General features: G+C 41.4%; 17 protein-coding genes. 12 read left to right on the top strand and 5 right to left on the bottom strand.

The features are described from left to right. Positions 1–4: 4 nt before the first annotated feature. The 11 genes from ftsZ (at position 5) to phoR (ending at position 11,835) form a co-directional block, all read left to right on the top strand. Positions 5–1,303, top strand: a complete 1,299-nt coding sequence (gene ftsZ, locus BKK50_RS04545; protein ID WP_077415746.1) for a cell division protein FtsZ — start codon at positions 5–7, stop codon at positions 1,301–1,303. Between the two features lie 39 nt (positions 1,304–1,342). Next, the gene (gene lpxC, locus BKK50_RS04540) at positions 1,343–2,260 is read left to right on the top strand and encodes a UDP-3-O-acyl-N-acetylglucosamine deacetylase (protein ID WP_077415744.1); all 918 of its coding nucleotides are present in this window, start codon (positions 1,343–1,345) and stop codon (positions 2,258–2,260) included. Positions 2,261–2,357: 97 nt separating this feature from the next. Further along, entirely contained in the window at positions 2,358–4,007 is a 1,650-nt protein-coding gene (gene ushA, locus BKK50_RS04535) for a bifunctional UDP-sugar hydrolase/5'-nucleotidase UshA (RefSeq protein WP_077415742.1), read from the top strand. 8 nt (positions 4,008–4,015) lie between these two features. Continuing rightward, complete coding sequence (locus BKK50_RS04530; RefSeq protein ID WP_077415740.1) at positions 4,016–5,173, top strand: chorismate mutase; 1,158 nt, start codon at positions 4,016–4,018, stop codon at positions 5,171–5,173. Between the two features lie 193 nt (positions 5,174–5,366). Further along, positions 5,367–6,068, top strand: a complete 702-nt coding sequence (gene phoU, locus BKK50_RS04525) for a phosphate signaling complex protein PhoU (RefSeq protein ID WP_077415738.1) — start codon at positions 5,367–5,369, stop codon at positions 6,066–6,068. A gap of 84 nt (positions 6,069–6,152) precedes the next feature. Continuing rightward, the gene (gene pstS / locus BKK50_RS04520; RefSeq protein ID WP_077415736.1) at positions 6,153–7,172 is read left to right on the top strand and encodes a phosphate ABC transporter substrate-binding protein PstS; all 1,020 of its coding nucleotides are present in this window, start codon (positions 6,153–6,155) and stop codon (positions 7,170–7,172) included. 56 nt (positions 7,173–7,228) lie between these two features. After that, on the top strand, positions 7,229–8,176 hold the full coding sequence (gene pstC / locus BKK50_RS04515) for a phosphate ABC transporter permease subunit PstC (RefSeq protein ID WP_077415734.1): 948 nt from the start codon (positions 7,229–7,231) through the stop codon (positions 8,174–8,176). Beyond that, positions 8,177–9,028 (top strand): phosphate ABC transporter permease PstA, encoded by an 852-nt coding sequence (pstA, locus tag BKK50_RS04510; RefSeq protein ID WP_143529755.1) that lies wholly within the window; start codon positions 8,177–8,179, stop codon positions 9,026–9,028. It abuts the gene before it with no gap. Positions 9,029–9,038: 10 nt separating this feature from the next. Then, positions 9,039–9,794: a phosphate ABC transporter ATP-binding protein PstB gene (gene pstB, locus BKK50_RS04505; protein ID WP_143529754.1), complete on the top strand. Its 756-nt coding sequence runs from the start codon at positions 9,039–9,041 to the stop codon at positions 9,792–9,794. 53 nt (positions 9,795–9,847) lie between these two features. Next, positions 9,848–10,543 carry a phosphate regulon transcriptional regulator PhoB gene (phoB, locus tag BKK50_RS04500; RefSeq protein WP_077415730.1) on the top strand — a complete coding sequence of 232 codons (696 nt, stop codon included), beginning with the start codon at positions 9,848–9,850 and terminating at the stop codon, positions 10,541–10,543. Next, on the top strand, positions 10,543–11,835 hold the full coding sequence (phoR, locus tag BKK50_RS04495) for a phosphate regulon sensor histidine kinase PhoR (protein ID WP_077415728.1): 1,293 nt from the start codon (positions 10,543–10,545) through the stop codon (positions 11,833–11,835). The genes phoB and phoR overlap by 1 nt, the downstream gene beginning before the upstream one ends. 138 nt (positions 11,836–11,973) lie before the next feature. Here the strand turns inward: phoR and gyrA are convergent, their stop codons facing one another. From gyrA to moeA, 5 genes are all read right to left on the bottom strand, one after another. Continuing rightward, complete coding sequence (gene gyrA, locus BKK50_RS04490; RefSeq protein WP_077415726.1) at positions 11,974–14,616, bottom strand: DNA topoisomerase (ATP-hydrolyzing) subunit A; 2,643 nt, start codon at positions 14,614–14,616, stop codon at positions 11,974–11,976. 138 nt (positions 14,617–14,754) lie between these two features. Further along, positions 14,755–16,146: a DegQ family serine endoprotease gene (locus tag BKK50_RS04485; protein ID WP_077415724.1), complete on the bottom strand. Its 1,392-nt coding sequence runs from the start codon at positions 16,144–16,146 to the stop codon at positions 14,755–14,757. Between the two features lie 170 nt (positions 16,147–16,316). After that, positions 16,317–16,856 carry a hypoxanthine phosphoribosyltransferase gene (gene hpt, locus BKK50_RS04480; protein ID WP_077415722.1) on the bottom strand — a complete coding sequence of 180 codons (540 nt, stop codon included), beginning with the start codon at positions 16,854–16,856 and terminating at the stop codon, positions 16,317–16,319. A gap of 95 nt (positions 16,857–16,951) precedes the next feature. Further along, positions 16,952–17,692, bottom strand: a complete 741-nt coding sequence (moeB, locus tag BKK50_RS04475) for a molybdopterin-synthase adenylyltransferase MoeB (RefSeq protein ID WP_077415720.1) — start codon at positions 17,690–17,692, stop codon at positions 16,952–16,954. Between the two features lie 3 nt (positions 17,693–17,695). After that, positions 17,696–18,910: a molybdopterin molybdotransferase MoeA gene (gene moeA, locus BKK50_RS04470; RefSeq protein WP_077415718.1), complete on the bottom strand. Its 1,215-nt coding sequence runs from the start codon at positions 18,908–18,910 to the stop codon at positions 17,696–17,698. Positions 18,911–19,048: 138 nt separating this feature from the next. Here moeA and folE point away from each other — a divergent pair, with 138 nt between their 5' ends. Beyond that, the gene (gene folE, locus BKK50_RS04465) at positions 19,049–19,705 is read left to right on the top strand and encodes a GTP cyclohydrolase I FolE (protein WP_077415716.1); all 657 of its coding nucleotides are present in this window, start codon (positions 19,049–19,051) and stop codon (positions 19,703–19,705) included. The last annotated feature ends 24 nt before the right edge of the window (positions 19,706–19,729 follow it).

Below are 19,729 nucleotides of genomic sequence, written 5' to 3'. Positions count from 1 at the left end.
ACAAATGTTATACCCAGATTACGGTGATTTTGAAGAACAATCAGGCGCACTGATTAAAGTGGTCGGTGTTGGCGGCGGCGGTGGCAACGCTGTTAACCATATGGTTGCGAATATGATTAAGCAAGACATCGGCGGAACTTTTCTTGGGGAAAATTCGTTTGACAGTGAAGAGCATGGGAAAATCATTTTCTATGCTGTAAATACTGATGCTCAGGCATTGCGTAAAAGCCAAGTTCAACAAACTGTACAGATTGGTGGTGCTACCACAAAAGGTCTTGGTGCCGGTGCCAATCCGAATGTCGGACGTAAAGCGGCGGAAGATGATCAAGAAGAAATCCGTAAAATGCTCGAAGGGGCGGACATGGTCTTCATCGCTGCCGGTATGGGTGGCGGTACTGGTACAGGTGCTGCACCGGTTGTCGCAAAAGTCGCAAAAGAATTGGGTATTTTGACTGTCGCTGTGGTGACTAAGCCTTTTGCCTTTGAAGGCAAAAAACGTATGCAATTTGCCGAGTTGGGAATTAAAGATCTCGCACAATACGTTGACTCAATGATCATTATTCCAAATCAGCAAATTCAAAAAGTTCTCCCTAAAAATGCCACATTAATTGATGCTTTTGCTGCTGCGAATGATGTATTGCGTAACTCCGTGATGGGTATTTCCGATATGATTACCTCACCGGGTATGATTAACGTGGACTTTGCCGATGTGAGAACCGTTATGTCTGAAATGGGCCAAGCAATGATTGGCTTTGGTTCGGCAAAAGGCGCACCGGGTGAGGGAAGAGCAGAAGAAGCAGCAAGAATTGCTGTTCGTAACGATTTATTGGAAAAAGTCGATTTAACCAATGCTAAGGGTATCTTAATCAATATTACCGGTGGTTTTGATATTGCTTTTGATGAATTCAATGTGGTGGGGGATACCATTCACAGTTTCGCATCAGAAGATGCCACCATTGTGGTGGGGACAACCTTAGTGCCGGAAATGAGTGATGAAATTCGTGTGACGATTGTTGCGACAGGCTTGGGCGAAATTGCACCTAATGAAACCATTCAACTGCAAAAAACGATGCTGAACCCAGATCCTAGAACGTATCCGAATGAAAGTGGCAAACCGATTGAATTAAGAACACCGAATTCATTGGGCGGCTCTTTAAAACGACCTGAGCCAATTTCTTCTTACCCTCAAGAGGGAAGCCCGAAACCGGAAGAATATCGTAGCAAATTGGAAGAGCCGATTACAGATCGTTTACCTTCTTTCCAAAGGTTTGATCCAAGTAGCATTGATAGAAACGATAAATAGCAAATAAAATCTTGTTGTTAGGCAATAAGGTGAACAATTATGATTAAACAAAGAACATTAAAACAAACCATTAAGGTTACAGGCGTTGGCTTGCATAGTGGTAAAAAAGTGACATTAACATTGCGTCCGGCTATGCCTAATACCGGCGTGATTTATTGCCGTACAGATTTAAACCCACCGGTCACTTTTCCGGCTAATCCCGAATGTGTCCGTGATACGATGCTTTGTACTGCCCTTATCAATGAACAAGGCGTACGGGTTTCCACCGTTGAGCATTTAAATGCCGCATTAGCAGGGCTTGGTATCGATAATATCATTATCGAAGTTGATGCGCCTGAAATTCCGATTATGGATGGTAGTGCGAGTCCATTTATTTATTTACTTTTAGATGCCGGTATTGAAGAACAAAACGCAGCGAAAAAATTTATTCGTATTAAGCAAAAAGTGCGTGTAGAAGAGGGCGACAAATGGGCAGAATTTAAACCTTACAATGGTTTTCGTTTGGACTTCACCATCGATTTTGAACATCCTGCCATCAGCAAAGATGTCCGTAATTATGTGATGGATTTTTCTACACAATCTTTTATTCACCAAATCAGCCGTGCAAGAACCTTTGGTTTTATGAAAGATATTGAATATCTTCAATCACAGGGTTTAGCCTTAGGTGGTAGTTTGGATAATGCCATTGTATTGGATGATTACCGTATTTTGAACGAAGAAGGCTTGCGTTTTAAAGATGAATTGGTTCGTCACAAAATGTTAGATGCCATCGGCGATCTTTATATGGCAGGTTATAATATCATCGGTGATTTTAAAGCCTATAAATCAGGTCATGGTTTGAACAATAAATTACTTCGAGCGGTGTTTGCAAATCAAGAAGCCTGGGAGTTTGTTACTTTTGAAGATAAGGAAAAAGTCCCGCAAGGCTATGTTGTTCCGGCTCAAGTATTGATCTAATTATTTTTGGTAAAAAAGCTATATTTCGACAAAGAAGTATAGCTTTTTTGTTTCTATTTGCTTTGAAAAAAGAGCGGTTAATTTCGGGGGACTTTTCATGAAAAAATTATTCACGGTTTTACCTTTGGTTTTGGCAACATCAGCGGCAATGGCTTATGAACAGGACAAAACCTATCACTTCACTCTTCTCCACACCAATGATACCCACGGACACTTCTGGCCAAATAGCAAGGGCGAGTATGGTTTTCCGGCACAAAAAACCATCATTAATCGAGTAAAAGCCGAAGTGGAGAAGAAAGGCGGCTCAGTGATTTTATTAAATGCAGGGGATTTTAATACCGGGGTGCCGGAATCCGATATGCAAAATGCCGAACCGGATATCCAAGCGATGAATGCAATGGGCTATGAAGCGACCGTATTAGGTAACCACGAATTTGATAACCCACTACAAATGCTTGCAATGCAAGAATCTTGGGCTAAATTTCCTTTTTTATCCGCCAATGTATTTAATAAGAGAACCAATCAGCCACTGGTTAAACCTTACATCATTTTAGATAAACAAGGCTTGAAAATTGCTGTGGTCGGATTAACGACCGAAGATACCGCAAAATTGGGTAACCCGGAATATACGGGAAATGTGCTTTTTAAAGATCCGACAACATCGGCAAGAGAAACATTGAAAGCCTTAAACGAACATGAAAAACCGGATGTCAAAATTGCCTTAACCCACATGGGTTACTATTACGATGCTCAATACGGCTCAAATGCACCGGGTGATGTCTCCCTTGCCCGTAATCTCGATAAAGGGGCATTTGATATGATTGTTGGCGGACATAGCCATGATCCGGTGTGTGTCGACGAAAAAGGTGTGTGGATCAAAGATTATAAACCAACTCAACCTTGTCAACCTGATTTCCAAAATGGCACTTGGATCATGCAGGCTTACGAGTGGGGAAAGTATGTTGGACGTGCCGATTTCGAGTTTAAAAATGGTGAATTAAAACTGGTGGGTTATGAATTAATCCCGGTGAACTTGAAGAAAAAAGTGACAAAAGAAGACGGTAAAACTGAATATGTCACTTACGGTGAAGAAATCCCGCAAGATCCGGAAATGGAACATTTGTTAAAAGTTTATCAAAATAAAGGCGATGAATTATTAGGTCGCGAATTAGGTGAATTAAAAGGTAAGCTGGAAGGTGATCGTAATATTATTCGTTTCCAACAAACCAACCTTGGCCATTTAATTGCGGAGGCACAACGTGAACGTGCCGGGGCTGATATCGGCATTATGAATTCAGGGGGAATTCGGGATTCTATCCAACCGGGTAAAGTGACTTACCGTGATATTCTCAAGGTTCATCCATTCGGTAATATTGTGAGTTATGTGGATTTAACCGGGAAAGAGTTGATTGATTATTTGAACGTGGTGGCATTAAAAGAAGTGGATTCCGGAGCCTATGCTCAATATTCCGGCATCTCAATGGTAGTGAACAAAAAGACTAAAAAAGTCGAAGAGGTTAAAATTCAGGGTAAGCCATTAGATCTTAATAAAACTTATCGTGTTTCTTTACCGAGTTATAATGCCGCAGGCGGCGATGGTTATCCGGTTGTGACAACCAATCCGACATTCTTAAATACCGGCTTTATTGATGCGGAAGTGTTAGCCAAATATATTTGGAAAAATGCACAAAAAGCCCCACTTGATGCCTCAAAATATGATCCAAAAGATGCGGTTATCTTTAAATAAGGATGAATATGGCTTTAGAATTGTCTGAAATTCGACAACTTATCACACAGATTGATCGAAACCTTTTAAAATTGCTCTCTGAACGTCATCGTTTGGCTTTTGATGTGGTAAGAAGCAAAGAAATCACACAAAAATCTTTGCGGGATGAAAAACGTGAGCAAGAGCTTTTGCAAGATCTCGTTCAGTTTGCGGAGAATGAAAACTATCAGCTGGAACCCCAATACATTACGGCTGTTTTTCAAAAGATTATTGAAGATTCCGTATTAACTCAGCAGGTTTATTTACAAAATAAATTAAATGAGCAGCGTGCCCAAAATTTGCATATCGCTTTTTTAGGAAAACGGGGGTCTTATTCTAATTTAGCGGCACGGAATTATGCCGCACGCTACCAAAAGCAGTTTGTCGAACTGGGCTGTCAATCCTTTGATCAAGTCTTTGAAAAAGTGAAAAACGGCGAGGCGGATGTGGGGATTCTTCCTTTAGAAAATACCACCTCGGGTGCGATTAATGAAGTTTATGATCTGCTTCAGCATACGGATTTATCCTTGATTGGTGAGCTTGCCTATCCGATTAAACATTGCGTTTTAGTCAATGGCACAAGAGATTTAAGTCAAATTGATACCTTGTATAGCCATCCACAGGTCATACAGCAATGTAGCCAATTTATTCAAAGTTTAGAGCGGGTTCATATTGAGTATTGTGAAAGCAGTTCGCACGCCATGCAGCTGGTTTCAAGTTTAAATAAACCCAATATAGCCGCCCTTGGAAATGAAGACGGGGGCAAACTCTATGGATTAACGGTGTTGAAAAATAACATTGCGAATCAAGAGAATAACATCACACGTTTTATTGTTATCGCAAAAGAACCCCGTGAAGTTTCCCCTCAAATTCCAACAAAAACCTTATTGTTGATGACTACGCCACAAAAAGCGGGCGCTTTAGTTGATGCGCTTTTGGTATTCAAAAAATATCAAATTAATATGACGAAGCTTGAGTCCCGCCCGATTTATGGCAAGCCTTGGGAAGAAATGTTTTATTTAGAAATCGAGGCAAATATTCACCATCCGGAAACACAAAAGGCCTTGGAAGAATTGAAAGATTACAGTCATTACTTAAAAATCTTAGGTTGCTATCCAAGTGAAATTGTTAAACCGGTGAATCCCTAAAGAAAAAGTGCGGCCATAAAAAACATTGATTTTTTTGACCGCACTTTTCATTCTAACCTCCTGAACCTCTCACCCCCCCCCACTGTTAGAAGAAGTATTTTCAGACAAATCGAAACCTCATATTTTTGTCATATTTTTGAAATATTTTCTCGTTATACTTGTTTCCGTGATTTACTGTTTGTAAGGAATTTTTATGAAAAATCAACATATTTCATCACATTTTAACCAAGAACTTGAAGATGTGCGCACTGAAGTGATGCAAATGGGGGGGATTATTGAACAACAAATTCAAGTCATTTTACAAAGTATGAGCCGTGCCAACCCCCAAGGACTTCCCGAAATACGGGAAAGCGAGCAAAAAATTAATGAAATGGAAGAATTAATTGATGATCACTGCCAAACGATTATTGCCCGCCGTCAACCGGCAGCAGGGGATTTACGCTTTGTATTAACCGTTACACGTATGATTGTCGATTTAGAGCGTGTTGGCGATGAATTGAAAAAGATTGCCTATTATACGCATAATTTATTGATTAATAATAAAATTTCGGCCACAGGGCTATATGACACGCATCGTATTTTGGATATGGCATCGACAATGATTCGCAGTGCTTTAGATGCCTTTGCACGATTAGATGAAAGTGCGGTAGTTGCGTTAAGAATATCTGATGAAAAATTAGATACAGATTATCGTAATCAGTTGCGGGTGCTGATGACAAACATTTTTGAAGATCCGAAAAGCATTAGCACTTGGATTGATGTCATGATGATGAATAAAGCCGTTGAGCGTATTGGAGATCATGCAAAAAATATGGCGGAACATATTGTCTATTTGGTGCGTGGTATTGATATTCGCCATAAAGGGCTGGAGGAAATTGAATCAAATTTAAAATAAATGGGGATTGTCATATTCCTGAAATATTTTTTTGTTATTTTGCTTTGCGTGATAAGCACATAATCTAAAACCAAGGAGAATAGTATGAAACTTCGTACCCTAACCTTAACCGCAGCATTATCTGTTTTTGCATTTAGCCAAGTGGCAAATGCGACAAACGTCACGGGAGCCGGTGCATCGTTCCCACAACCAATCTATGTACAATGGGCAATGAATTATAAGTCAGAAACGGGCAATCAAGTGAACTATCAATCTATTGGTTCATCCGGTGGAGTGAAACAAATTATTTCTCGCACGGTAGATTTTGGTGCCTCGGATTCACCGATGAAAGAAGAGCTTAAAAAGAATGAGCTTATTCAATTTCCAACGGTGATTGGTGGTGTGGTGCCTGTTGTGAATATTGAAGGAATTGAACCCGGTCAATTGAAACTAACGGGTGAACTGCTTTCAGACATTTACTTGGGTAACATTACTAAGTGGAATGATGAAAAAATCAAAGCAATTAACCCAGATCTGAATTTACCTGATGGACGTATCACGACAGTATTCCGTGCCGATGGTTCCGGCACCAGTTTTATTTTTACCCATTATTTAAGTCAAGTATCGCGGGATTGGAAGGAGAAAGTTGGGGCGGCAAATACAGTGAAATGGCCGACTTCTGCCAGTGGTGCAGCAGGCAAAGGTAATGAAGGGGTATCAATTTATGTCGGACGGGTGAAAAACTCAATTGGTTATGTGGAATATGCTTATGCAAAACAAAATAAAATGTCCTATGTTCAGCTAAAAAATGCGGCAGGGAATTTTGTCCTTCCTTCTCAAAAGAGTTTCGCCGCTGCTGCGAATGTGGATTGGCGTAAAACCAAAGGTTTTAGCTTAGTATTAACTAATCAATCAGACGCTGAAGCATGGCCTCTTGCTGCCGCAACTTTTATCCTCATCCCAAAAGAAGTATCGGATAAACAACGTGGCGAAACAGTATTGAACTTCTTCGACTGGGCGTATCGTAAAGGTGATGAACAAGCACAAAAATTGGATTATGTACCACTTCCCGAGAATGTTAAAGAACTGGTCCGTGAAGAGTGGAAAAATATTAATTTAAAATAAAAACAAGCCCTTCCAGACAAATAAAGAGTCAGGAAGGGCAGTTTTAAGGAAAAATAATGATCATTTCCCAAAAACTGAAACTACAAGCATTGATTGACTTAGTTTTTGTTAATACGACTCGCTTCTTTGCATTATTCGTCTTAGCAAGTTTAAGCGGTATTTTGCTTTCGTTGATTATTGGTGCCTATCCTGCAATGCAAGCATTTGGTATGGGCTTTTTTACATCAGATGAATGGGATACGGTACAAAGCCAATATGGTGCGTTAGCACCGATTTACGGAACACTCGTGACATCGGTAATTGCATTATTGATTGCGGTTCCCGTCAGTTTTGGCATCGCGATCTTTTTAACGGAGCTTTGTCCAACGGTTTTACGTCGCCCATTAAGCATTGCGGTTGAACTTTTAGCCGGTATCCCTTCAATTATCTATGGTATGTGGGGACTTTTCGTTTTTGCTCCGATTTTCTCGGAAACGATCCAGCCATTTATGATTGAACACTTTAGTTATCTACCTTTAATTGGCGTTTTGTTTGATGGTATTCCTATGGGTATTGGCTTATTTCCTGCCGGTTTAATTCTTGCCATTATGATTATTCCTTATATTGCTTCTGTTATGCGTGATGTGTTTGAGGTAACGCCAACAATGTTAAAAGAATCGGCTTATGGTTTAGGCTGTACGAGATGGGAAGTCATTCGTCACGTTGTATTGCCTTATACCAAAGTTGGCGTAGTGGGTGGCGTTATTTTGGGGCTAGGACGTGCATTAGGCGAAACCATGGCTGTGACGTTTATTATAGGGAATACCTTTAATATCAGTGCGAGTTTGAATAATTCAGGTGTATCCATCACCTCCGCTCTTGCTAATGAATTTGCTGAAGCGGTTGATCCAATGCATTTATCTTCGTTACTTTATCTTGGTTTAATTCTATTCGTGATTACCTTCACCGTATTGTGCTTATCAAAACTGATGTTATTAAGAATGGAAAAACACGAGGGCCGTTAAATGAAACATCTTATGAATCGCTCGTTATATGCACGCCGCAGATGGATAAATCGTATTTGTTTATTTCTTGCTTGGTTAATGATGGGATTTGGTCTATTTTGGTTAGGTTGGATTTTATACACTTTACTTGGACAAGGAATTAGCGGCTTAGATTTACAACTTTTCCGTGTCGATACCCTTCCTCCGGAAGCCGGAGGCGGTTTACGCAATGCAATTTGGGGAAGTTTACTTATTACGGCATTTGGTCTGTTTATCGGCACACCTATTGGCATCTTAACCGGTATTTACCTCGCTGAGTTTGGTCGCCACAGCAAAATGGCAAGTATGACACGTTTTATGAACGATATTTTGCTTTCAGCTCCTTCAATTGTTATCGGATTGTTTATTTACGGCATTATTGTAGTAAAACAAGGTCATTTCTCCGGTTGGGCAGGGTCATTGTCGCTTTCATTATTAGTGATTCCGGTTGTCGTGCGTACCACCGAAAATATGCTCAAACTGGTACCGAATAGTTTGCGGGAGGCCGCTTATGCGTTAGGCACACCTAAATGGAAAATGGTTTCAATGGTGACACTCAAAGCGGCAAAAACAGGTATATTAACCGGTGTACTTCTTGCATTTGCCCGAATTTCAGGTGAAACCGCACCACTACTTTTTACCGCATTAAATAATCAGTTCTTTAGTTCTAATATGGATCAGCCAATTGCAAACTTACCGAATGTAATTTACCAATTTGCCATGAGCCCCTATAACGATTGGCAGGCATTGGCATGGTCAGGGGCCTTATTAATCGCCCTCATTGTGCTATTGGCAAATATTTCAGCAAGAATTTTAGGACGTAAAAAACACTAAGGGATACATGATGACAACAAAACTTTCAGCGAAAAACTTAAATTTTTATTATGGGCAATTTCACGCTCTAAAAAATATTAATGTCGATATTTTAAATAAAAAAGTCACCGCATTTATTGGTCCTTCCGGTTGTGGTAAATCAACATTACTCCGCATTTTCAATCGGATGTATGATCTTTACCCGAATATGTATGCCGAAGGTGAATTATTGTTAGACGGAAAAAATATCCTCACCTCTGATGTGGATGTCCATTTGCTACGGGCAAAGGTGGGGATGGTATTTCAAAAACCGACACCTTTCCCGATGTCAATTTACGATAATGTTACCTTCGGTGTAAAACTTTATGAAAAGCTCAGTAAAAGTGATTTGGACGAGCGTGTAGAATGGGCGTTACGCAAATCAGCCTTGTGGAGCGAGGTGAAAGATAAACTCAAACAATCCGGCAACTCACTTTCCGGCGGACAGCAACAACGTTTATGTATTGCTCGTGCGATTGCCTGTCAGCCGGAGGTATTGCTGCTTGATGAACCCACTTCAGCCCTTGACCCTATTTCAACCGCTTATATTGAAGAATTGATCAGTGAATTGAAAAATGACTACACCATTGCGATTGTCACTCACAATATGCAACAAGCTGCGCGAGTTTCAGATATGACGGCATATATGTATCTTGGTGAATTAATTGAAATGGGGGAGACGAAACAGATTTTCACGAAACCGGCACGAAAAGAAACGGAAGATTATATTACCGGAAAATTTGGTTAAATTTTTAGCATAAAAGTGCGGTCAATTTTACGGTTCTTTTCAAGGAAAACACTATGTCAAAAGCAAATATTTTAATCGTTGAAGATGAAAATTCGATTACAACATTGATCCGATTCACATTAGAACAAGCCGGCTTTGAGGTGCGTAGTGCCGAAAATGTTGTGCAAGCGAGAACCTTAATTAATCGTCAACTGCCACAGCTTATCCTGTTGGACTGGATGTTACCCGGTGTTTCAGGCGTGGAATTTATCAAAGAATTGCGTGCTCACTCACGAACACAAAACTTGCCGATTATTTTATTAACTGCTCGCAGTGATGAACTTGATAAGGAAAAAGGGTTGAATACAGGTGCTGACGATTATGTAACGAAACCCTTTTCGCCGCGTGAATTGGTTGCTCGAGTGAATGCCTTTTTACGCCGTTATGCCCCCCATAAAACAGAAAAGCCCATTGAAATGAAAGGCTTAATCCTTGATCCTATCAATAAAACGGTGATGGGAAATGGCATATCACTCATTTTGGGGGCAACGGAATTTAAACTATTGCATTTTTTTATGACTCACCCCAATCGCTTATATAGCCGTACACAGCTACTTGATTTTGTTTGGGGAGATCATGTTTTTATGGAAGAACGAACAATTGATGTACATATTCGGCGTTTACGCCAAGCCCTTGAACCAAGTCAATTGGATAGCCTATTGCAAACCGTAAGAGGTTCCGGCTACCGTTTTAATACGGAAGAAACATAATGACTTTACTATTTTCAACGCTACTTCGTTTTGCTTTGTTATTGATTATCGTAGCCGGTATCAGCTATCTTGCTTTTGGGATGGAAGTCGTACTCATCACGCTGATCGCTCTACTTAGTTGTTGTCTTTTTTGGCAGTTTTTCTATTTTATTCGATTACTTAATTGGCTGAATAATCCTCAGAAAAGTTTACAGGGATGGGGGATTTGGGGACGGCTATTTGAGAAGATTATTGCATTGCGCAAAGCCGGTTTAAAGCGCAAAGAAGCGCTTTCCGCTTCATTAGTGCGATTTAATCGAATGGTTGAAGCGATTCCGAATGGTATCATTATTCTCACAGAGGGGAGAATTGAATGGTTTAATCCTTTGGTATGTCAGCATCTCAATCTTAATTATCACAATGATCTCGGTAGTATTTTGCAAAACCTAATCCGAATGCCTGAGTTTCAACATTTCCTACAAGAAAAGTTAGAAAAAAAACCGTTGGAACTACGACTAAATCTACAAGGGGATAGTGGGTTTAACTCAGTCGTGCAAATAGCCCGCATTCCGTTTAATCAGAAAAGTGAACTATTAATTACCCAAGATATGACAGAAAAAGTCCGATTGGATGAGGCTCAAATCGCTTTTGTGGCTAATGTTTCTCACGAATTACGTACACCACTTACCGTTATCAACGGTTTTGTCGAAACGCTGGCAGATATGCCAGATTTACCGGTTGAACAACGTCAGCATTTTTTGTCGTTAATGCAGAAAGAAGGGCAGAGAATGTTAAATTTACTGTCAGATTTACTCACCGTATCACGCCTAGAACGAGGGTATACGGATGAAAAAAACATTCAGAATTTTAACCTTTCCGATCTAGTCAATCAGGTTGTTGAGGCAACAAAGCGTATGTCTCAGGAACAACATCAATTTGTCGTGGAGATCTCCCCGAATATTGAGTTTCGAGGTCTTTCATCGGAATTATACAGTGCCTTTACTAACTTAACGTTTAATGCGGTGCGCTATACACCGGAAAATGGCACGATTACAATTAAACTCATTGCGTTAGAAAATAAGCAAATTAAATTTTTGGTAGAAGATACCGGCGTGGGAATTGCGGCAGAACATATTCCCCGTTTAACCGAGCGTTTCTATCGTGTTGATAATGCTCGATCACGAGAAACAGGAGGGACCGGGCTAGGGCTTGCGATTACCAAATTCATTTTTGCTAAATATAATACTGCATTGAATATAGAAAGCCGACTAGGTAGGGGAAGTTGTTTTAGTGTGGTTTTATCAAAAAGATAATTAAGGGAAAAAGAAATCCCGTCATACAACGTTGATCTTTGTGTGACGGGATTTTTGATAAAATACCGGAAAACTGACCGCTCTTTTAGTTAAGCATAAAAATTCAATATGATTTATAAATGGGGTTTAGCGTTTTGATTATTCCCCTGTCCCCATTTCCTCTGAAGTGTCTTCATCATCCATATCACACACCCGCTCAAGGCTAACCACTTGCTCGTTTTCCGCTGTGCGGATTAAACGAACCCCTTGTGTGTTACGGCCGACAATGCTGACTTCGCTAACACGGGTGCGAACCAAAGTGCCGGCATCGGTGATCAGCATAATTTGATCCGTTTCTTCCACTTGGGTGGCGGCGACCACTTTGCCGTTACGTTCGCTCACTTTAATGGATATCACCCCTTTAGTATTACGGGATTTGGTTGGGTATTCACTTAATTGTGTGCGTTTACCATAACCGTTTTGCGTTGCGGTGAGGATTGCCCCTTCGCCTTTCGGAATGACTAAAGAAACCACTTTGTCGATATTGAGATCTAAGGATTCTTCTGCATTTTCATCAGAAACCTCTTCAATTTCGACCGCACTTTCCTCTTCTGACATATCATTGGTTAAAGCGAGTTTGATCCCTCGAACCCCAGTGGCTAAGCGCCCCATTGCTCGTACGGCAGTTTCAGCAAAACGTACCACACGGCCTTGAGAAGAGAACAACATGATCTCGTTATTGCCATCGGTAATATCGACACCGATCAGTTCATCTTCATCTCGTAAATTTAAAGCGATAATACCGCTTGAACGTGGGCGGCTGAATTCAGTGAGGGCGATTTTCTTCACAATCCCACCTGCGGTTGCCATCACCACAAATTTATCTTCCTCATAAGCCGAAACCGGTAAGATAGCTGTGATACGTTCGTTTTCTTGTAGCGGTAGAATATTGACAATCGGACGACCACGAGCGCCACGGCTGGCTTGTGGAAGCTGATAGACTTTCAACCAATATAAACGTCCTCGGCTTGAGAAACAGAGGATGGTGTCATGGGTATTGGCGACTAAGAGTTTTTCGATGAAATCTTCTTCTTTCATCTTCGTGGCAGATTTGCCTTTTCCACCCCGGCGTTGTGCTTCATAATCGGTGAGTGGTTGGTATTTCACATAGCCTTCATGGGAAAGGGTAACCACCACATCTTCCTGAGCGATAAGATCCTCTAAATCAATATCCCCTGAAGCCGTGGTGATTTCCGTTAAACGTTCATCGCCAAATTGTGATTTTACTTCTTCCAATTCTTCACGAATTACTTCCATTAAGCGTTCGGCACTGCCTAAAATATGAAGAAGATCGGCAATTTTCACCAATAACTCTTGGTATTCTTTCACCACTTCTTCAAAAGCGATACCGGTTAAGCGATGTAAACGAAGTTCTAAAATCGCATTAACTTGCGCAGGCGATAGATAATATTGTTCGCCTTGAATACCTAGCCCTTCCTCAAGATCATCCGGACGGGCAGTGATATCAAGTAAATTGATAATATCGGAATGTAACGCCCAAGAACGTGAACTAATGGCGTTGGCCGCTTCTTCCCGATTTTTAGAGTTGCGAATGATGGCGATCATTTCGTCAATATTAGAACGTGCTACTGCTAAACCCTCTAAGATATGGGTACGTTCACGGGCTTTGCGCAGTTCAAAGATCGAACGACGGGTAACCACTTCACGGCGGTGTAGCACGAAGGCTTCAATGATTTCTTTCAGGTTAAATAAGCGTGGCTGACCGTGATCCAATGCCACCATATTGATCCCAAAAGTGACCTGCATTTGGGTGAGTGAATAAAGGTGGTTTAACACCACTTCACCGACCGCATCCCGTTTGATGTCGATTTCAATGCGGATCCCTTCTTTGTTTGAAAGGTCGGTAATGTTACTGATCCCCTCAATTTTTTTCTCACGAATCAGCTCAGCAATTTTTTCTACAAGTTTTGCCTTGTTTACTTGATAAGGCAATTCTGAAACGATAATTTGTTCACGGCCTTTGTCGTTGGTTTCAACGGTTGCACGGGCACGAACATAAACTTTACCACGACCGGTGCGGTAGGCTTCTTCGATCCCTTTGCGACCATTAATTAACGCAGCTGTCGGGAAGTCCGGTCCCGGAATATGTTGCATTAATTCATCAATGGTAATTTCGTTATTATCAATATAAGCTAAGCAACCATTTAATACTTCATTGAGGTTGTGAGGCGGAATATTGGTTGCCATACCCACCGCAATACCTGATGAACCATTTGCCAGTAGGGCCGGAATACGGGTAGGCAAAACATCCGGAATCATTAATTCGCCATCATAGTTTGGCGAGAAGTTAACGGTTTCTTTATCCAAATCCGTAAGCAAAGCTTGCGTAATTTTTTGCATACGCACTTCGGTATAACGCATGGCAGCCGGGGCATCACCATCAATCGAACCAAAGTTACCTTGCCCGTCTACCAACATATAACGAAGCGAGAACGGTTGTGCCATACGGACAATGGTGTCATAGACGGCAGAATCACCATGAGGGTGATATTTACCGATCACATCCCCGACCACACGGGCAGATTTGACATATTTTTTATTTGCCGTATTGCCTTCACGGTCCATGGAAAACAGCACACGACGATGCACAGGTTTTAAACCGTCACGCACATCAGGTAAGGCACGTCCAACAATGACCGACATCGCATAGTCGAGATAGGAGGATTTGAGTTCTTCTTCAATATTGACAGGGGTAATTGAGGATTGGATTGAATCCGTCATGAGTATTCCTTTTTAGCTCCAAAAAATTGCACGAATTGTAGCATAAAAGCAGGCATTTTCCCATGAAAAAACGGTATGTTATCCGGAGATAACACACCGTTTTATAAAATTGGCCTTCAAACTGACCGCACTTTTAACTTATTGTACTAATAAATAAAAGTTGTTGTTTCCACGCAAAATATTGAGTGCCACCGCCGAAGGTTTTTGTTCTAAAATTTTGCGTAAATCTTGGGTTGATTCCACGGCTTGACGGTTTATACCGATAATAATATCGCCGGTTTTCAAACCACGTTGTGCGGCAAGGGAATTCGGTTGAACTTTAGTGATTTCAATTCCTTTGATACCTTTCGCATTGTAATTATTGAACTGTGCACCATCTAATGCCGGTAATTCAACATTACTTGCGCTTTGATCTTTTCCGTCATCGGCTTGTAAGGTCACCTTCACATTTTGCGATTTACCGTCGCGTAAATAGGTTAGTTCAATTTCTTTTCCGGCCCCGGAAGTGGCAATTTTGGCACGCATTTCTGCGAAGCTTGAAATTTTTTGACCATTCATAGCGGTAATCACATCGCCCGCTTTAATGCCTGCTTTTTCTGCCGCAGAGTTTGGGATCACTTCGCTGACGAAAGCCCCTTGTTGGGCATTCACATTAAAGGCTTTGGCTAAATCAGCATTTAATTCACCGCCTTTGATGCCTAATAATCCACGGCGGACTTCGCCAAATTCTAAAATTTGTTGAACGATATTATTCGCTTGGTTACTCGGAATGGCAAAGGCAATGCCCGCATTCCCTCCACTTGGTGAGATAATGGCTGTATTAATGCCGATTAACTCGCCGTTTAAATTCACTAATGCGCCGCCGGAATTCCCACGGTTTACCGCCGCATCGGTTTGAATGTAGTTTTCATAAGCACCGCTGTCCGCCCCGGTTGAGCGGCCGAGGGCGGAAACAATACCAGAAGTAACGGTTTGCCCTAATCCGAATGGGTTACCAATGGCAACCGTGAAATCACCCACACGCAATTTGTCTGAATCAGCAAATTTAAGTGCGGTCAAATTTGTTGGATTTTCAATTTGAATGAGAGCGATATCCGATTGTTCGTCTTTGCCGACCAATTTGGCTTTAAATTCACGCCCGTCTTGTAAGGTGACGTTGATTTTATCGGCATCATTAATCACGTGATTGTTGGTTAACACATAGCCTTTATCCGCATTGATAATCACACCGGAACCTAAGCCACGGAAGTTACGCCCGCCCCCACGATTGCCAAACTGTTCAGCGAATTGATCGCCAAAGAAAAATCGAAATTCTTCCGGAAGATCATCAGGCAATGCAGAACGACTATTGCGTTTTGTTTTGCCTTCCACAGAAAGGGTCACCACTGCCGGTTGTACTTTTTCAAGCATTGGGGCAAGGCTGTTTTGTTCGGTGATAAAACTTGGTAGGCTGGCTTGTGTGCTGACAGAAGTGCCTAAAACCGTTAAACCTAATGCAATACTACTTAATAAAAAATGACTTTTTTTCATAGAATCTCCAAGTAGAAATAGAAGAGAGTATCCAAATATGCGAGCGGTTAGACAAAGATATAGGGAAAATGTTCAGGAAAACAAGGGGGAATGGGAAAGTGATTTGAGTGATTGACTAAAATCTGACACAGCGAGAGAAAAAAGGCATCAGTATGATGCCTCTAAGTAAATTATTCTTCTAATACCACTTTCCCAATGTAGCCTAAATTACGATGGCGTTGGGCATAGTCAATGCCATAACCCACCACAAATTCATCGGGAATTTCAAAGCCCACCCATTCCACCGGCACGCTGACCTCACGGCGTGAAGGCTTATCTAATAAGGTACAAATAGTGAGGCTTGCCGGATCCCGTAAATTTAAAATTTCACGGACTTTTTCAAGGGTATAACCTGTATCAATAATATCTTCTACAATAAGAACGTGTTCGCCACGGATATCACCTTCTAAATCTTTTGAGATCTTCACATCATGGTTTGTTGTCATCCCACTGCCATAACTTGAGGTGGTCATAAATTCAATTTCTACCGGCAGTTTTAATTCACGGACTAAATCTGCCATAAACATAAATGAGCCTCGTAATAAACCGACAACAATCAGCTTATTAATTGATTTTTGTTGATAAAAAGTGGTGATTTCTTCACCTAAAGCGGCGATACGGGCTTTAACATCCGATTCAGAAATCAGGACATCAACGTGATGTTTTTTCATGGTGTTTCCTTTTGGCGTGATAAGACGAATAAACCTCGCTATTCTACAAAAAAAAGCCTGAAGTTTAAACTGTCAGGCTTTTTTCTCTTCATCGATTAGCGGGCGGAAAAGGGCATTTTAGGCAATGCCATTTCCCGAATTGCCATAGAAAGCCCGTCAATCATCAATAATCGACCACATAAATTCTTACCGATATTTAACCGCACTTTAATGGCTTCTAAGGCTTGCAGTGAGCCTATCACCCCCACAATAGGGGCAAGCACACCGGCTTCCACACAACTTAGGCTATTTTGTCCGAAAAGCCGGCTGAGATCACGATAAGTGGGGGTATCAGGTTCATAAGTGAACACCGAAATCATCCCCTCCATGCGAATGGCCGCCCCGGAAATTAAAGGAATTTTTGCTTTTTCACATTGGCGATCCAGTTGATTGCGAATGTCCACGTTATCGGTGCAATCTAACACCACATCAAAGTGCGGTAGAATTTCGGCGAGTTTTTCCTCATCTAATTTGGCATTGATAGTGTGGATTTCAACATTCGGATTAATTTGGTCAAGGGCAATTTTAGCGGATTCCACTTTCGCCATATTCAATCGGGCATCACAATGCAACACTTGGCGTTGAAGATTGGAAAGGGAAACCCTGTCGAAATCCAATAAGGTTAAATGCCCAACACCTGCCGCCGCCAGATATTGTGCCGCCGCACAGCCTAAGCCGCCCAAGCCCACAATCAGCATACGGCTTTCTTTAAGTTTTTCCTGTCCGTCAAAATCTACCGATTTCAAAATGATTTGACGGTTGTAGCGTAGTTCTTCTTCGTAACTGAGAGTTGTCATTTTTTAACCTAATAAATGATTAAAAGGTTCGATGGTGACGGTCTCACCGGTGTTCACATTGCCTCTGTCTTGTTCTAACACAATAAAACAATTGCTTTTCACAAAGGCACTGAATAAATGTGAACCTTGGAAGCCCACAGGCTGCACCTCAATTTTTCCTTCTGCATTGATTTGATAAAAACCCCGTTGGAAATCTAAACGCCCCGGTGCTTTTTTCAAATACGTTGTTGCAATAGCCGAAAAGTGCGGTGGTTTTTTCCAATATTTTTGTCCTTGGAGTTTCGCAATGACAGGTTGAACCAGTTGATAAAAGGTGACTAAAGCAGAAACCGGATTACCCGGTAAGCCACAAAACCAAGCCTGTTCAAGTTGCCCAAAGGCAAAGGGTTTACCCGGTTTAATTGCCAGTTTCCAAAAATTGATTTTACCCACTTTTTCTAACACGGTTTTGGTGAAATCCGCCTCACCCACCGAAACGCCCCCACTGGTTATCACCAGATCGGCTTGTTTTTGAGCATTCATAAAAGCCTTTTCAAATTCCGTTTCATTATCCGGGAGTAAGCCAAAATCCAGCACCTCGCAATGGAGTTTTTCAAGCAATAATTTAATCGTGAAACGATTGGTATCATAAATTTGCCCCGATTGAAGTGGTTTTCCCACCTCAACCAACTCATCACCGGTGGAAAGAAGGGCAACTTTTAAACGTGGATAACATTTCACCTCAGCAATACCAAGAGAGGCTAACAGGGGCAATGAAACCGCATTTAACGCTGCGCCTTGTGGCAACACTATTTCCCCTTTTTTCACATCTTCACCAATACGGCGAATATTTTGCTGAGCCTTTGGACGCTCAGATAAGGTGATCGTGCCATTCTCATTAAGCAGCACTTGCTCTTGCATCACCACAGCATCAGTGCCTTCAGGGATCATCGCACCGGTCATAATTCTGACCGCACTTTGCGACGGCCATTCTCCTTGAAAAGGATGACCAGCAAAGGCTTTCCCCACCACGGAAAGGGTGAGTGATTGGTGTAAATCGGATAAACGCACCGCATAGCCGTCCATCGCTGAATTATCAAAAGAAGGTACATTAATCGGTGAAATCACATCCTCTGCACAAATTCGATTGGCAGCATTTTGTAAATTGACGGTTTCGATGACTGAGGGAAAGGAAAGCTGTTCCAGCATTTGATTGCGTGCTTGATCCAAGGTGAGCATGGAAAATCCTTAGTTTGAGAAAAATTATCGGTCATTTTATCCCTAAAGATTTATTCATTCAAATGCACAATTTTTCTCATTTTACGATCTGCCTATCCTTTGCTAGAATAGCCCATCATTTTTTTAGGAAAGACTGTTATGAGCGAAATTTCACCCGATGCCTTAAGCGTAAGAAATGCGTTAAGAGAAAAAGGCATTGAAACCCCAATGATTGACCCGAACCAAAATAAAGATGAACGCCGCATTGGCATTGCCAAGCATATGAATGAAGTGATGAAACTCATCGGGTTAGATTTGGCGGATGACAGTTTGGAAGAAACCCCTCACCGCTTGGCAAAAATGTTTATTGATGAAATTTTCAGTGGAATGGATTATGCCAATTTCCCGAAAATGACAAAAATTAAAAATCAAATGAAAGTGAGTGAAATGGTGCAAGTCAACGATATTACACTCACCAGCACCTGCGAGCATCATTTTGTCACTATTGACGGCAAAGTTTGTGTGGCGTACTACCCGAAAGATTGGGTGATTGGGTTGTCTAAAATTAACCGAATTGTGTCCTTTTTTGCCCAACGTCCACAAGTGCAAGAGCGTTTAACCGAACAACTTCTCACCGCTTTTCAAACCATTTTAGAAACTGATGATGTGGCGGTTTATGTGAAAGCCACCCACTTTTGTGTGAAAGCCCGTGGCATTAAAGACACCCACAGCTATACGGTGACCTCCGCTTATGGCGGGGTTTTCTTAGAAGACCGAGACACCCGCAAAGAATTTCTCGCCACGGTTCAAAAATAAATGATAAACGTAGGGACACACTGC

This window comes from Rodentibacter rarus, from assembly GCF_001998965.1.
Lineage (GTDB): Bacteria > Pseudomonadota > Gammaproteobacteria > Enterobacterales > Pasteurellaceae > Rodentibacter > Rodentibacter rarus.
The sequence above is the reverse complement of the archived record's forward strand: the minus strand, read 5'-3'. Positions and strand labels throughout refer to the sequence as shown.